Annotated in this window: 13 protein-coding genes and 2 pseudogenes; 1 reads left to right on the top strand and 14 read right to left on the bottom strand. The window is 71.8% G+C overall.

What is annotated here, in order from left to right:
- Positions 1 to 184 precede the first annotated feature (184 nt).
- The 8 genes from ACFWEG_RS14425 to ACFWEG_RS14390 all read right to left on the bottom strand — a co-directional run bounded on the left by ACFWEG_RS14425 (position 185) and on the right by ACFWEG_RS14390 (position 6,518).
- Positions 185 to 364: a daptide-type RiPP gene (locus ACFWEG_RS14425; protein WP_387214046.1), complete on the bottom strand. Its 180-nt coding sequence runs from the start codon at positions 362 to 364 to the stop codon at positions 185 to 187.
- A 71-nt stretch (positions 365 to 435) separates the two neighbouring features.
- Positions 436 to 606, bottom strand: a complete 171-nt coding sequence (locus tag ACFWEG_RS14420) for a hypothetical protein (protein ID WP_387214043.1) — start codon at positions 604 to 606, stop codon at positions 436 to 438.
- Positions 607 to 655: 49 nt separating this feature from the next.
- Complete coding sequence (gene mpaC, locus ACFWEG_RS14415; protein ID WP_387214040.1) at positions 656 to 1,894, bottom strand: daptide-type RiPP biosynthesis dehydogenase; 1,239 nt, start codon at positions 1,892 to 1,894, stop codon at positions 656 to 658.
- Complete coding sequence (mpaD, locus tag ACFWEG_RS14410; RefSeq protein WP_387214037.1) at positions 1,891 to 3,186, bottom strand: daptide-type RiPP biosynthesis aminotransferase; 1,296 nt, start codon at positions 3,184 to 3,186, stop codon at positions 1,891 to 1,893. Before mpaD ends, mpaC begins: the two co-directional genes overlap by 4 nt.
- A complete protein-coding gene (gene mpaM / locus ACFWEG_RS14405; RefSeq protein WP_387214034.1) occupies positions 3,183 to 4,013 on the bottom strand; it encodes a daptide-type RiPP biosynthesis methyltransferase in 831 nt (276 codons plus the stop codon). The genes mpaD and mpaM overlap by 4 nt, the downstream gene beginning before the upstream one ends.
- Complete coding sequence (gene mpaB, locus ACFWEG_RS14400) at positions 4,010 to 5,071, bottom strand: daptide biosynthesis RiPP recognition protein (RefSeq protein ID WP_387214031.1); 1,062 nt, start codon at positions 5,069 to 5,071, stop codon at positions 4,010 to 4,012. Before mpaB ends, mpaM begins: the two co-directional genes overlap by 4 nt.
- Before the next feature lie 107 nt (positions 5,072 to 5,178).
- Positions 5,179 to 6,159 (bottom strand): LLM class flavin-dependent oxidoreductase, encoded by a 981-nt coding sequence (locus tag ACFWEG_RS14395; RefSeq protein WP_387214028.1) that lies wholly within the window; start codon positions 6,157 to 6,159, stop codon positions 5,179 to 5,181.
- Between the two features lie 53 nt (positions 6,160 to 6,212).
- Positions 6,213 to 6,518, bottom strand: a complete 306-nt coding sequence (locus ACFWEG_RS14390) for a hypothetical protein (RefSeq protein WP_387214025.1) — start codon at positions 6,516 to 6,518, stop codon at positions 6,213 to 6,215.
- 427 nt (positions 6,519 to 6,945) lie between these two features.
- Between ACFWEG_RS14390 and ACFWEG_RS14385 the strand changes: the two genes are divergently transcribed.
- A complete protein-coding gene (locus ACFWEG_RS14385) occupies positions 6,946 to 7,947 on the top strand; it encodes a LuxR C-terminal-related transcriptional regulator (RefSeq protein ID WP_387214022.1) in 1,002 nt (333 codons plus the stop codon).
- Positions 7,948 to 8,046: 99 nt separating this feature from the next.
- On the opposite strand, the gene ACFWEG_RS14380 is transcribed toward ACFWEG_RS14385, so the two are convergent.
- The 6 genes and pseudogenes from ACFWEG_RS14380 to ACFWEG_RS14355 all read right to left on the bottom strand — a co-directional run bounded on the left by ACFWEG_RS14380 (position 8,047) and on the right by ACFWEG_RS14355 (position 13,567).
- Entirely contained in the window at positions 8,047 to 8,241 is a 195-nt protein-coding gene (locus tag ACFWEG_RS14380) for a hypothetical protein (RefSeq protein WP_387214019.1), read from the bottom strand.
- Between the two features lie 1,105 nt (positions 8,242 to 9,346).
- Positions 9,347 to 10,085, bottom strand: a pseudogene (locus tag ACFWEG_RS14375) (dienelactone hydrolase family protein).
- 50 nt (positions 10,086 to 10,135) lie between these two features.
- Positions 10,136 to 11,290: pseudogene (locus ACFWEG_RS14370) on the bottom strand (IS3 family transposase).
- Between the two features lie 45 nt (positions 11,291 to 11,335).
- The gene (locus tag ACFWEG_RS14365; protein ID WP_387214017.1) at positions 11,336 to 11,551 is read right to left on the bottom strand and encodes a hypothetical protein; all 216 of its coding nucleotides are present in this window, start codon (positions 11,549 to 11,551) and stop codon (positions 11,336 to 11,338) included.
- A gap of 328 nt (positions 11,552 to 11,879) precedes the next feature.
- Positions 11,880 to 12,281 carry a luciferase family protein gene (locus ACFWEG_RS14360; protein WP_387214014.1) on the bottom strand — a complete coding sequence of 134 codons (402 nt, stop codon included), beginning with the start codon at positions 12,279 to 12,281 and terminating at the stop codon, positions 11,880 to 11,882.
- Positions 12,282 to 12,910: 629 nt separating this feature from the next.
- Entirely contained in the window at positions 12,911 to 13,567 is a 657-nt protein-coding gene (locus ACFWEG_RS14355; RefSeq protein WP_387214011.1) for a hypothetical protein, read from the bottom strand.
- Positions 13,568 to 14,435: the final 868 nt, after the last annotated feature.

Here is a 14,435-nt window from a genome sequence, read left to right as displayed (position 1 = left end):
GCCGAGAACCCGGTCCAGAAACCGGGGGCCTCCAGGGCCTCCAGCTCCTGCAGACCCAGCTCCAGGCCCTGCTCGTCGACGGCGGTCTCGGCCTGCTCGTTGATGTTCTTCTCGGACATTTCGATCTCCTCTGTTGTTTCGAAGGGCGGTGCGGATGAAGGGACGGTGAGTGCGAGGGCCGGGATCAGGTGACGATCGTGGCGGAGGCGACGGCGGAGGCGACCACGGCGGTGCCGGCCGAGAACCCGGTCCAGAAACCGGGGGCCTCCAGGGCCTCCAGCTCCTGCAGACCCAGCTCCAGGCCCTGCTCGTCGACGGCGGTCTCGGCCTGGTCGACAGGGGTGGAGGGCTTGTTGTCGGACATGGGGACTCCTTGGGTCGTGAAGCGGCGGATGGTGCGCAGGGGTGGAACGGTCGGTGGGGCGGCGGGCGGGCTCAGGCGCCGGACGCCACCCGGTGGTCGAGCGCCGGGCTGCTGACGGCGGGGCCCGCTGAGTAGCCGGTCCAGAAGCCCGGGGCCTCCCGTGCCTCCAGCTCCTGCAGTCCCAGTTCCTCTCCGGGGGTGGAGAGGACGGCGTCGGCGGGGGGAGCGGTGGAGGGGCTCATCGGGGACTCCTGTGAGGGGCGGGCGGACGGTGGGCAGGTGGCGGGGCGGTCAGGCGGCGCACAGGGCGGCCTGCGGGGTGTCGAGGGCCGGGGAGTCCCGGGGGTCGGTTCGGTCGAGCGCGAGGTGCAGCAACTCCTCGACGTCGTCGGTGAGCAGGCCGCCGAGCATCGGCAGGCCGGCCCCCCAGGCCCGGGTGGTGCGCAGGGCGATGCCGCGCAGCCGGGCCGGGTCGGCGTCGAGGTGCCGTTCGACTCCCCAGCCTTCGATCAGGCCGGTGACGCCGTGAGCGGGGTGGGCGGAGAGGGGCTGCGGGGTGCCGTGGCTGATCCGGTCCCAGATGCGTCGCAGCCTGCGTTCGCTGCCGTAGCGCTCGTCGCCGTCGAGGACCTTCTGCCACAGGTGGGGCAGGAGGGCGGCGACCGCGGTCATCTTGCGGACGCCCAGGGCGGCGGAGAGTTCGTTGGCGACGATCCAGCCGGCGGTGGTGAAGGGCGCGCGGCCGAGCCGCATCCAGGGGGCGTGGGTCAGTCCGCTGAGCCGGGCGGTGTCGAGCCGGAGCTCTGCGCCCGCGGGGAGACCGGCGGTGCGCAGCTCCGACAGGCGGTGGCCGAGGGAGGCGAGCTGCGCGGCGGAGGCCTCGCAGAAGGCGTCCTCGACGGGGAGTTCGCGGTGGTCCCCGACGTAGGGGGTGACGGTGCGGAACAGGGCTTCGAGAACGCCCTCCTGGAGGAGGTGTGCGGGCAGCGTCTCGGTGGCCGAGGCGTCCAGCAGTGCCGCGTCGGGGATCAGCGCCTCCGCCGAGATCAGCCGCTTGCCCTGCTCGTGGGGCATGCAGGCGACTCGGCTCAGCTCGGAGCCGGGCCCGAGGGTGGTGGGGACGGCCAGCAGCGGGCGCTTGCGCCGGATGCGGGGGTGGATGGCCACGAGGCCGGAGCGGGAGTTGTTGCGCAGGGCGTCGGCGGCTTCGGGGTTGTCCTGGACGGCGGCGACCAGCTTGGCGCGGTCGGTGCAGGTCCCGCCGCCGACCGAGACGATCACCTCGGAGCGGGCGGTGCGGCGGGCCAGGTCGAGGACCTCGGCGGCGTTGCCGGGCCCCTCGGGGGCCAGCATCTGCACCTGGTGTCCGGCGCGGCGCAGGCCGTCCTCCACCAGGGCGGTGATGCGGGAGCCGGCGAGGGCGGGGTCGACGAGGACGGAGGCGTGGCCGACGGGCGCGTAGGACAGCCAGTCGGCCAGTCCTTCGGGTCCGATGAGCAGCCGGGTGGGGCCCGACCAGGGCAGGTTCATTCCTGTACCCCCGTCAGGACCGGGACGGGCGTGGCGCAGGGGCGGGAGGCGGCGTGCGTCTCGATGCCGGTGCGGACGCAGCTGAGCAGTTCGGCGAGGTCCTCGTCGCCGCAGGTGAGCGGCGGGAGCAGTTGGACGCCGTGGAGCCCGGGGTGGACGATGGCGCCGGCGTCACGGATGGCGGCGACCAGGTCCATGACCTCGCCCTGCGGCAGCGGGTCGCCGGCGGCGGTCAGCACGGTGACGGCGCGGAACAGGCCGAGTCCGGTGCTGGAGCCGACCAGTGCGTGTCCGGCGACCATCGTGTCGAGTTCGTCGGCGAGGCGTTCGGCGAGCCTGCGGCCCCGGGCGACGGCGTCCAGGCGGCGCATCTCGCTGATGGTGGCGAGGATCGCGGCGCAGCTGGCCGGCGTGCCGGCCTGGGTCTCGCCGTGGGTGAGCATGGCGTCGGCCTCGGCGAAGGCGTCGGCCACGGCGCGGGAGACGATGACGGCCGAGGCCGCGCATGTCCCGTTGGTCAGTCCCTTGGAGGTGACCAGCAGGTCGGGGCGGGCGCTCCAGCGCTGGGAGGCGAACATGTCGCCGGTGCGCCCGAAGCCGGTGGCGACCTCGTCGGCGACCAGCAGGAAGCCGTGGCGGTCGCGGTGGTCGAGCAGGGCGTCGAGGTACTCCTGCTCCAGCGGGACCGCGCCGCTGCCCAGCACCGGTTCGACCACGAAGGCGGCGATGCTGTCGCCCTGGCGCTCCATCAGCGCGGCCAGCGCGGCGGTGTCGTTGGGCGGGACGTGGCGGACGTACCGGCCGTCGACGCCGTACAGGCGCTGTCCGAGGTTCTCCCCCGTGAGGGAGAAGGAGCCGTAGGTCAGGCCGTGGTAGCTGCCCAGCAGGCCGACGACGGTCTTGCGGTCGTCCCGGCCGCGCAGGGCCTGGTAGTGGCGGGCGGTCTTCATCACCAGGTCGTTGGCGGAGCCGCCGGAGGTGGAGAACACCACCCGGCTGTAGTGGTCGGCGCCGGCCAGTTCGACCAGGGCCTCGGCGGCGCGGCGGGCGTAGGTGTGCTCGAAGCGGAAGACGCTGAGGTAGGAGGCCTGGTGGAGGGCGTCGGCCACCGCCTGGGTGATGGCGGCGTTGCCGTGGCCGAGGTTCGCGTTCCACAGGCCGCTGTCTCCGTCGAGGAGTTCGCGGCCGTCGTGGAAGCGGATGCGCATGCCTTCCGCGGAGACGGCGCACAGGTCGTCGCGGCCGTGCTGGGAGGGCGGGACCAGGCTGGTCCACAGGGCGGGGTGGTTCACGGCCGCACCTCGGCTTCGATCAGGACGTCGTGGTGGCGGCTGCCGTCGGGGCCGCCGATCGGGGTGGTGCGCAGGAGGGTGAAGCCCGCCTCGTCCAGTTCGGCGGCGAGCAGCGCGGCCGGGACCACGCCGATGGTGGTGGTGGCGACGGTGACGGGGCCGTCGGCGGGGATCGGCTGGGGCAGCACGGTGACGGTGCGGGAGTCCGCGCCGGCCGTCCACTGCTCGTACATGGCGTAGATGCGGCCCGAGGCTGCGGGGACCAGGACCACGTCCTCGTCGGTGCCGTCCCCGGCGGGGTCGACGTCGACGGTGGTGAGCAGGAACCGGCCGCCGGGCAGCAGGTGTTCACGGACCGAGCGGTACAGGCCGGAGCGCTCGTCCGGCGGCAGCAGGGAGATCGTGGTGGTGCCCAGCAGGATCGTGCCGTAGTGGCCGGGGAGGCTGAAGGAGCCCATGTCGGCCTCCACGGTGGTGCAGCGCCGCCGTATCTCCTCGGGTGCGCCGGCGAGCGCGGTGCGCAGCAGGCCGAGCATGTCGGGGGAGAGTTCGAGGGCGGTGACCTCGAATCCGGCGGCCAGCAGCGGGAAGGTGAGGCGGCCGGTGCCGGCGGCCAGGTCCAGGACCGCTCCTTCGGCGCCCTGGAGCGCTGCCAGGATCTCCTTGACCTCGTAGCCGGTGGTGCCGCAGATGTCGTGGTAGACGGGGCTTCCGTCGGCGTCGTACAGGTCGCAGATCCGGGCGCGGTCACCGAGCGCGGCGACGGCTGCGCCGGCGCGGCCGGTGAGCGCGGTGCCCGCACGGGCGGGGCTGAGCAGGGTACTCATCGGACGGGCTCCTCAGGGCGGGTCGAGGCGGAGGAAAGAGGCGGAGCGGTCAGCGGGATGCCGGTGGCGCTGAAGTAGACGTCGACGGCCTTGACGGTGGAGAGGTCGGCGTAGCGGGCGGCGGCGCGGCAGCTGCCGGTGGCGAGCAGCGCCTCGGCGGCCGGGGTGGTGTCGGCGGACAGTCGCAGGATGCGGCCGCTGCGGGGGTCGTGGATCTGGGCGACGTCCCCGCTCCACAGCAGCAGGGGGAGGTGGGGGTCCTCGCGGTCCACGCCTCGCTCGGGGTCGAGCAGGGGGTTGAGGCGTGTGCCGAATCCGGAGACCCGGAGGTCGGCCAGTCCGCGGGAGCGGGCGGCCCGCACGGCTTCGGCGGCGGCCAGGTAGCGGCCCAGCCAGGGCCGTCGCAGTGCCTCGGGTCCGACCGGGGCCACGGCGGCCCAGGCGGATTCGAGTGCGCCGAGTCCGCAGGAGAGGTCACCGACCGGTGCTCCGCCGGGAGTGACGGCGACCTGGCCGTCGGGGCGGACGTACAGGCGCAGCCGGGGGCCGTCCCCGGTCGCCGGCGCGCCGAGCGCGGTGTGGTCGGCGCACTGGGCGGCGGGGTGGGTGGGCAGGCCGGGGAAGATGCCGTGGGTGCGGGCCCGGTCGGCGTCGGCGAGGTAGGCGTACAGGTCGGCGTCGTCGGTGACGCGGAGGAGGGTGGGGCCGGTGATGCCCGTCCCGGCCTCCCAGGAGGGCCCGTTGTGTTGGGCGTAGGGGAGGGTGGACAGCCAGACGTCGGGGTGGAGAGCCGCCTCGCCTCCGTCGTCGCCGGCCAGGTCGCCCCGGTAGGAGACGATCCGGACCTCGTCGCGGACGGTGAGGGTGCCGGGCTCGGGGCCGTCCTGCGCGGTGGGACACAGCACGGTGGTGCCCGGGCCGCAGAACGGAGCGGCCAGCAGGGCGGGCAGGTGGGCGGCGTCGGCGAGGACGACGGTGGCGGTGACGTCGGCGGGCCGGTGACGCCCGGGAGCAGGGCGTCCGGTGCCCCACTCGACCACGGACGCAATTTCTGTCATGTGCATGACGACCCTTGCGGTAGGGAAGGCCCCTGGACGCCTCGGACGAGGCGGGGCCGGACGGAGGTGCGGAACGGGCGGCTGGTGCGGGCGGTACGGGCCTGGCGTCAGGCCGCGCCGAGGGCGATGAGCAGACTCTTCACTTCCTGGGCCGCTTCCTGCGGACCGTGCAGCGACGCCACTCCGGTGACGTTCAGGACGACCTCCTCCACGCCGGCCGCCGCGTACGCCTCCATCTGCCCGCGCAGTTCGTCGGCGGTTCCGTAGAGGAACGCCCCGCCCTTGAGCAGGGCCAGCGCCTGCGGCTGCGGATCGGCCTCGTCGTAGTCGCCGTCGGGCAGCGGCACGCCGCCGCGGCGCAGCATGTCGCGGTAGTGCGGGAGCCTGAGGTGCGCTCCGTTGGAGGCCAGCGCGAGGCGCGCCGGGTCGCGCCCGTCGCGGGCCAGGGCCAGCGGAACCATCGCGGTGACCCGCGGCCGGGCGCGCCCGGCGGCCGCGGCCGCCGAGGAGAGCGCCGGCACGATGTGCTCCTTGAGGTACCGGGCGGGGGTGAGCCAGGTGATGGCGACGTCCGCCAGTTCCCCGGCCACCTTCGCCATGCCCGGCCTGAGCACGCCCAGCCCCACGTCGACCCGGGCCCCCGGCACGGCCGGGAGGCGTCCGGCCTGATGCCAGTACTCACCCTCGACGGCCTCCGGACTGCCCGTCAGGGCGGCCCGTACGGCGGTGAGGTACTCGCGGGAGGCGGTCAGCGGGCTGGGGTAGGGCGCGCCGAGCAGCGACTGCTGCATCTGCCGTGCTCCGGGCCCGAACCCGGCCACCACCGATTCGCCGGTCATCAGGGCGATCGACCTGGCCTGCAGCGCCGCCTCGTAGGGGTGCCGCATCGGCGTCAACGTGACCCCGAGCCCGGTGGGGACGCGGAAGCCGGCCCCGGCGGCGTACGCGAAGTTCTGGTGGGACTCGGTGATCAGGCCCTGCCCCTGCCAGAGGCGGTGCGCCCCGGTCCACCTGACCAGGCCGGCGAAGGGGAGGATCTGTTCGGGTCTGCGAGGAACGAGCGGTACGAGGACCGAGTAGTCCGTCATGGTGTCCTCTCCTTTCACTGGGTCGCGGTGGTTGCGGGGCGGGGCGGGTTCGGTCAGGGCCACTCGTTGGTGTCGAGGGCGTCGACGACCTGTCCGGGCAGGCCGACCGCGTGCTGCAGAACCTGCTCCAGTGCGGTGCGGACCTGCCCGGTGAGCTGCGGGTCCACGGTCCGGGACGGGATCTGCGGGAGGGACTGCGCCGCGACCTTGCCGGCCGGCCGGGGGGTCTCGTCCGCCTGAGCCGTGCCCGTCGCCCCGAGGGCCATCGCGGCACCGGCGACCAGAGTCACCGCCGCGAGCCGGAGCGACGTGCGGGACGGGCGGACGACCTGCTGTGAGGCGGTTCCGGCGCGGTTCATCGAGACTCCCCCTGAAGGCATCGATCGGTGGTCGGTTCGTTCTTGCTTCCTGCTGCGCTGTGCGCTTCTCGCAAGAAGAACTCTGCCGTTCGGGGAACACCCGATCGAGAGCGAAACCGTGCAGCATCCTGCGCTCCCCGCTACCGCTTGCTGCGCCCCTCGGAGCCCTCGCACCTCGTCCCCGCACGGCTCGAGTCCGTCGGTCCCTCCGGGTGCGGAGAACCTCTCTCGACCGCCGCCGCTCGCCGTCCTCACCTGCACAGACACCGGCTCCCGAGGCGCAGCCCCCACCCGCCTCCCGCAACGGGCCTTCCGGACGCTGCGCTCAAGCGGTCATTTCGTAGCGCGCAGGTACAAAGTCGGGATATCTCTTGTCCCGGAACCACACGGCGCACGTAAGGGGCCGATGGCCACGGGGGAGGACGAAGTGACGAAGCGGGTCCTGGAGTTCCTGGGGATAGCGCCGCAGGAGGAGGCCCTCTATCGGTCGCTGCTGCGGGAGGGAGGGAACCAACCGCAGGGCCCCGGCACCGACTCCTACGACACCGCCCCCGGCCGGCGACTCGTCGAACTCGGCCTGGCCTCCTCCGGGCCGAACGGCCTGCTCCGCCCCGTCCCGCCCGCCAAGGCCGTCGAGGGGCTGGTGGAGCGGCTCGTCGACCAGCGCCGGTTGGAACTCGAGGGGCAGCTCGCCCGGACCGGGGCCGTCGACTCCCTGCTCGCCGAACGGGAGGCCGCGATGACCTCGGGCAACGTCCTCGCGGAGCGGGGCCCGGGCCTGCAGCACCTGCGGAGCCTCGACGAGGTCCGTGCCGCCATCGACGAGTTGACGTTCTTCACCCGGACCGAGAACTTCACCACCAACCCGCACGGTGTGATGTCCGCCCAGAACATCGCCAACTCCCGCCCCCTGGACCTGCGCATCCTGCGCCGCGGCGTCCGGATGCGGACGCTGATGGGCGCCGCCGCTCTGGACGATCCGGCCACACTCGCCTACCTCAGGGAGCTCACCGGGAAGGGGGCGCAGATCCGTATCTCCCGCCGCCCCCTCGAACTCATGATCATCTGTGATCGGGCGGCCGCCCTCACTCCTCTCGACCCCGCCGACACCTCCCGCGGCGCGATCCTCACCCGCGAGCCCGGCCTCGTCGCCGCCCTGGTCTCGCTCTTCGAGCGGATGTGGGACGGGGCCCAGGAGGTCCCGGATCTCTCCGGCGACACCGCGGGCGCCGACGAGGGCCTGCCCAGCGAGATCGAACGGAAGGTCCTCGCCTCCCTCTACGCCTCGGACAAGGACGAGACCGGCGCCCGCGACCTCGGCATCTCGGTCCGCACCTACCGCAAGCACGTCGCCGCCCTCATGCAGCGCCTGGACGCCACCAACCGCGTCCAGGCCGCCCTCCTCGCCCGCGACCGCGGCTGGCTCTGACAGCGACCTCGAACGGCGAAGGCCGGGGGCGGGAACGGCGTCACGCGCCTCCCGCCCCCGGCCCGGGACCCTCTCCCGCGGGCTCCTCGGCCCGGCGGCTCACCTCCTGGCGCGCCGCAGCGACGCGCTGAACACGGCGACCGCCAGGACCGCCAACACGCCGAGCGCGGCGGCCGCGACCGTGCGCGTGGCCCCGTCGAAGACGGTCAACGTCACGCCCAGCGCCACCGTCAGCAGCGCGAAGAACGCGGCTCCCGGAACGATCTTCCGGCCCTCGGAACCTGATGCGGACATGGGTAACTCCCCGGGGATAGTGCGGACGGATCAGCTCTTCCCCTCCACGCTCCCATCCCCCGGACCCTCCACCGGCGTTCCGGAAGGACAGCTTCCTGCAGCCTGCCGGACAGCATCCTGCGGCCCGGCCCGCCTCGCCGCACAGGGCCGGGTGACCAGGGCCGCCCAAAGCGGTCGTCACCCGGGGCGAGCACGTGGTCGACGAGCAGACCGGGCAGGCCGGGGCACCGGCGGCGTCCACACCCTCGCCGGTGCCGGAGACGACCAGCCCGCCGACGAACCAGCCACGACCAAGCGGCCGCGGTGCGGGGCGACACCGCCGGCGCGGACACGGAACCGCTCCCGCCTCCGGCGCAGCGCCTCGAGCCGACCACGAGATCCCCTCGACCTGGGCCGCTGTCGTCCACCGGCCCGGGAAAGACACGACCGCCGCTGCGACGAGCAGCACCCGGGCCAGATCAGCCGGCTGCAGCCACCGGCACCACGCGACGGTCCGAGGCGCGGCGGTACACGGCTCGTCGACGACGAGGTCGAGGAATTGAACGGGGTGAGCCTCGCCAGATCGACGGACCTGTCCTCAAAGACGAGGCGGGCCGTCGCCTGCTGCACCTGAAGTTTCCGTCAGCGATCGACGAGCTCGCCGGCACGGCGCCGATCGCGGATGCAGTCGGTGATGTCCGCGACCGCAAGCACGACCCGACGCACCACCAGGCAGAGGACGGCCAGCAACACCGAAACGACGACCCAGGAATCCGGATCTCGCGCCCGGGACGACATCACGGGGAGACCCAAGGCCGTCGAGGCCCCACCGCGTACTACCCACTGAAGAAACACCCCCCACTTCCCGGAACACGAGAGCAGGGACAGAAACACCATGACAGCGGACAACCCACTCACCGGACACGAGCCATCACAAGACAGCTTCTGACACCCCGTCCGCGACCGGCAGACGAGCGGGGTCGTCACCCCCCCGCCCCCGGAATCCACGAACCCACGCGCTTGCGGCCAACCCCGTCACAACCGGCGGCATCCACCGCATCCGGCCAGGCCCCTCACGGGGCCCCGTACGCGATCCACGACCCGACGGTCCACCGTCACCGCCCGGTCACGCCCCCCGGTCCCCCGACACGGGCAGGCACTCGGCGAGCAGGCCGACGACATCGCGCCAGGCTCGCCGTGCATGCAGGGCGTGGCGCCCGACGCCGGAGACGGTGGAGTGGTCGACCGGCGGATGACGGAAGCCATGCAGGGCACCGCCGTAGACGGTGAGGCACCAGTCGACGCCCGCAGCCTGCATCTCGGCGGCAAACGCGTCCCGCTGCCCGGACGACATGATCGAGTCTTCCGAACCGACCCCGGCCCACACCGGGCAACCGATACGCGCCGCCTCACCCGGCCGGCCCGTGAGCATCGCGTTGACCGTTCCGATCGCCCGCAGATCAACACCGTCACGCCCGAGTTCCAGCGCGACCGCGCCTCCGGTGCCGTAACCGACGGCGACGATCCGGTCGGGATCAGACCGCGGTTCGGTACGCAGCACGTCAAGCGCCGCATGGCCGATGCCCCGCATCCGGTCGGGATCGACCAGCAGCGGCAGGCAGCGGGCCAGCATCTCCTCAGGATCGCCCAGACAGCGCCCCCCGGTGGAGGTCGAAGGCCAGCACGACACAACCCAGTCCGGCCAGAGCACCGGCCCACCGCCGCTCGACGCCGCTGAGCCCCATCCCCTCCGGTCCGACCAGCACCACCGGCCCGCGCCCCACACCGGCCAGGAACGCAACATACCCGACCATGGCCAAACCATCGGCCCGATACCCGACCGCACGCGCCGTCGACCACGTCAAACCTCAGACGCTACTGACGGGTCTGCCGCACCTTCAGGTGACAGGTTCAGTCACGCGGCCTGAAGGGCCGTTGTAGTCATGACGGTTTCGTATTCGACGGGGGTGAGTCGGCCGAGTCCTGTTTGTCGGCGGCGTCGGTGGTAGGTCCGTTCGATCCAGGTCACGATCGCGATCCTCAGTTCCTCGCGGGTGGCCCAGGCGCGACGGTCGAGGACGTTCTTCTGCAGCAGGCTGAAGAAGGACTCCATGGCCGCGTTGTCGCCTGCGGCCCCGACTCTCCCTATTGAGCCGGCCATTTGAGGCCGTCCGAGCGCCCGGACGAATTTTCGGGACCGGAATTGCGACCCGCGATCGCTGTGCAGAACGCAGTCGGCGACGCGTCCTCGTCGGGCGACAGCGCTGTTCAAGGCGGCGACGGCCAGACCGGACTTCATCTGGGCGTCGATGGAGTAGCCCACGATCCTGTTGCTGAAGACATCCTTGATCGCGCAGAGATACAACCTTCCCTCTGCGGTGCGGTGTTCGGTGATGTCGGTGAGCCACACGGGCCGGACGCGGTGAAGTCTCGGCGGACCAGGTCGTCGTGGACCGGTGGGCCGGCCTTCTTGGTCCTGCCGCGTTTCTTGCCGAACACGCTCCACCAGCGGTTGTCCCGGCAGATCCGCCACGCGGTCCGGTCCGCCATCACCGCGCCGGTGCTGCGGGCCTCGTCGGCCAGGAAGCGGTAGCCGAACTCGGGGTCGTCACGATGGGCGGCGAACAACGCGTTCGCGCGATACGCCTCCTCGAACTCGGCGCCGGTCACCGGCTCCTCGAGCCACCGGTAGTAGGGCTGTCTGGCGAGCTTCAGCACCCGGCACATCACCGCGACGGGCACCCATCCACGGCCAGCTCCCTCACGAGCGGGTAGATCCTATTCCCGGCAGGTTCGCCTGCGACAGATAGGCCGCCGCCCGGCGCAGGACCTCGTTCTCCTGCTCCAGCAGCTTGATCCGCCGACGGGCTTCACGCAGTTCCGCGTTGTCCTGGCTACTGGTCCCGGGCTTCGTGCCCTCGTCGATGTCCGCGCGGCGCATCCACTTCCACAGCGTCATCGCGTGCACGCCAAAATCGGCAGCCACCTGCTCCGCGGTCACGCCCGGACCGCGGTTCCTCGCGACCCGCACGACGTCCTGGCGGAACTCCTCCGGATAAGGCTTCGGCACAGCGACATCCTTCCCACCTGCCCCACAGGGCACGCAGATCAGATGTCACCCGTTCGTGCGGCAGACCCGATCGAGGTGGAAATGGCGGGGCAGCACCGAACGTTCGGGCCGATCCTTCGTGTTGACCAGGACGACAAGGCCGTCACTGCCGGCTTGTGAGGCACAGACCTCCTGCTCGTCCGCGTGGAGCCTGACGATGGCTTCCGCTCGCACGAGCATGGATCTTGACTTCTCGTTCCGCAGGATCCAGATGTCGGTCACGCGTTCTCCCGCTCTTGATGAAGACTCGGTCAGGCCCGTGTCTGAGCGCGCACCGCCGAGGGGCCGACGCGCGCTGCACCAATCAAGCGGATCAAGGTGATCGCCACGTTGAGTCGGGGTGACGGCCCGTTCCGACAACGGGAGATCGGACCATCAACTGCCGGGCCCTGCTGCTCGGTTCGAGCCATCACCCGTGCGCGCGATCGTCGCCCGGCACCGACTCACCAGCGAGGGCTGTGATGCCACTCGTCATGCGAGTACAGCTCGACGCGGGCAAAGCCGTGACCGTGGCGCCGTTCCAGTGACGAACGACGGGGAGCAGCGGGCGTCACGAGCCTGTGGCGCAGGGGGCAACCACGGCACGCAGCCACTGTCGGCTGCAGCGGTCGGGGAGAGCGCCGGGGCGGGCAAGTTGTGCGGTGGGCGGGTGCGTGCGGAGGGCCGCACTGACGAGGGTGGCGAGTAGCTCGATGTCGCTGCCGACCTCGAGACGGACGGTGACCCATCCGGAGTGGGGGTGCAGGCGCACCGCGCTGGAACGGGCGAGCGCCGGCCGCAGTTTCGCGATCAAATGTGGGGGGAGGTGGACGTCCGCCTGTTCCTCGCCGTGGAAGTGCACGATCTCGAGGTCTCCGCTGCGCAGGCTGGACGCACTCCCGCAACTGGCCTGTCCACCTGTGAGATCAGGCCAGCTCAGCAGGTGTTCCCTGGCATGACGCGCGCCGTTCATGGACCTACTGTGCCGCACAACTCGGCCCGTGGACAGATGTTTCGGCAGTCGATCCCGAACGGGCGACTCAGCGCCGGGAGTTACGGAGTAGGTCGCGGGCGATGGTGGCAGCAGGCCGAGGCGGGCTCCTGATTACCGGGCGGGTGTTCGGCGCGCTTCGCCGGGGGTACCTCGGTCAACTGCCGGGTGGGGGCCGGCGAAGGAGCTGAAGTCCTGGACGGTCCGCTAATCGTCGTCCAGGCCTCCGAGAAGTGCCAGTGGGGCAGTTGAGCCGGCCCCGCAGCCCGTGACCCGACCCCCCCCCCACAGCTGATATCGCGCCGGGGGTGACCGCTCCCGGTGATCAGGGAGAGAGTCTGGTGGCGCCGAGCTCCGAGGGCGGGGTGCCAGCGGGCCTGCCGGTCGACTTCGTCCTCGGGCCGGGTCGCGAACAGCTTCGCCTTGGTCCTGTAGGTGGCGTCGCCGTAGTGCTGCTCGCGCGGCGGCTCGGTGCAGTCGTCCGGCCGGCCGGGAAACGCGATCTCCACCGATCCGGGACACGGTTCGGTACAGCACCGGAAGGATCGTGTAGGCAGCACGGACGACCGGTCGACGAACAGATCATCAACCTCGGGTGGGTAGGGGGCCGGTCAGTGCTGTGTCCTTCCGGCCGTGAACGGGCCGGTCGCGGGGGCCACGCACTTGTCCACGACGGGCTCTTCACCTCCCACCGAACCCTCCAGGCAGAGTCGTCCGCCGTTCTCGCGCAGGTCGAGGAGGAACTGCGTGGTCGCACCGGACTGCTTGAGGTCGTGGATGCGCTCGTCGGGGTAGCCGAGGCCGTTCAGGGCCGCCCTGACCTTGGCCGGGGTGGGGTCCGTCAGCTCTTGGACGGCCACGTGGATGCGCTGCTCGTGATGGTTGCTCGCGCACCAGTCGCGCGCGCTCAGCTCCACCTCCGGACCCGCTGTGGGCATCACCGGCTCGATCATGTCGGCCGGAGCCTCCTCACCGGGAGGAGCCGGCTGCGGGTTCGGTGGCCCCTCCTGGGGGGTTCCAGGGGCCGGGCAGGTCTGTGCGATGTACTTCTGGATCTCGGCGAGAGCCGGAGAGGACAGGCTTCCCGCGGGCTTCGCCGGCGCGGCTGCGGTGGCCATCGCGGCCGAGGCCGACTCATCGCCGCCGGGGGTCTTCGCTGTGCCGCAGGCACCGAGTACCAGCACCGCAGGGACCGTCAGGGCGAGGGTGAGTCGCGGTCGGCGCGAGGAGCGGACGAACGTGCTGGTGGAGCGCTGGGTTCGGGTCATACGCCCAGTCTCCGATCATGTCGAGCCCGGGGCGTGAGTAGTCATACTCACCTGGCCAGGGGGCAGTTGCTCAAGCCCGGTCCGCCTCCGCAGCCCCGTCCGTTGGCAGAGTGGTGCAACTGAGGTGGCAGTCGGTCAGAGATCGATGGCACAGGACAGGGGGCGGGGCTCCCGATCGCGCAGGTGGATGTTCTGCCCTCGGACGACAGGGCTGCGGGTCGAGCGTCGGGGGCAGGACCGGGACCCCTACCGCGGCAGGACACCGCAGCTGGGAGCGGCTCGCTCGGATCACGGTCGGTGCACACCTTCCATCATGGATGCGTGATTCGTTCCCGCAAATGGATGCAGAGTGCGCATGTTGGCGGCTGAAGGAAGGGGTGCGTGGATCCCCGACGGCTGGGGCCCTCCCCTCTATGTCGTGTGCGCTGTCTGCGTTCTGGTCGTGATGATCCACGGCAAGAACCGATCGGTCTCGGGACCGGGCAAGAAGCCGGGAGCCAAGCCCGGGAGGGCGGTGTCGAAGTGGGCCATGCCCCTGGTGCTCGCCGGGGGAGCCACAGCTTTCGCTCTCTGTCTGTTCGTTCCGAACCAATGGCTGACCTTGGCCCTGTTCGTTGCGCCCTTCGGCGTCGGCTACTGGCTGCTGAGGCAGGGTGAGGACTCGCGGCCGTACTAGCCGGAGCTGCACCGCTCCGCACCGCCCTCCACCCACCGCACGCCGCCGAGAGAAGCGCAGCCCCCACCCCGCGTCCGCCGACGGAGCGGCGTCATTCCCCGGCGGCAGGTGAGCGGGACCTGTGCGCGGTGCGCCTCTCGGGCACGGGAGGCCGCCACCTCCATCCGAGCCCGCTCCTCGTGCGGCAGACCC

The organism is Streptomyces sp. NPDC060194, from assembly GCF_042728285.1.
Lineage (GTDB): Bacteria > Actinomycetota > Actinomycetes > Streptomycetales > Streptomycetaceae > Streptomyces.
This window is presented reverse-complemented; position numbering and strand designations above follow the sequence as displayed.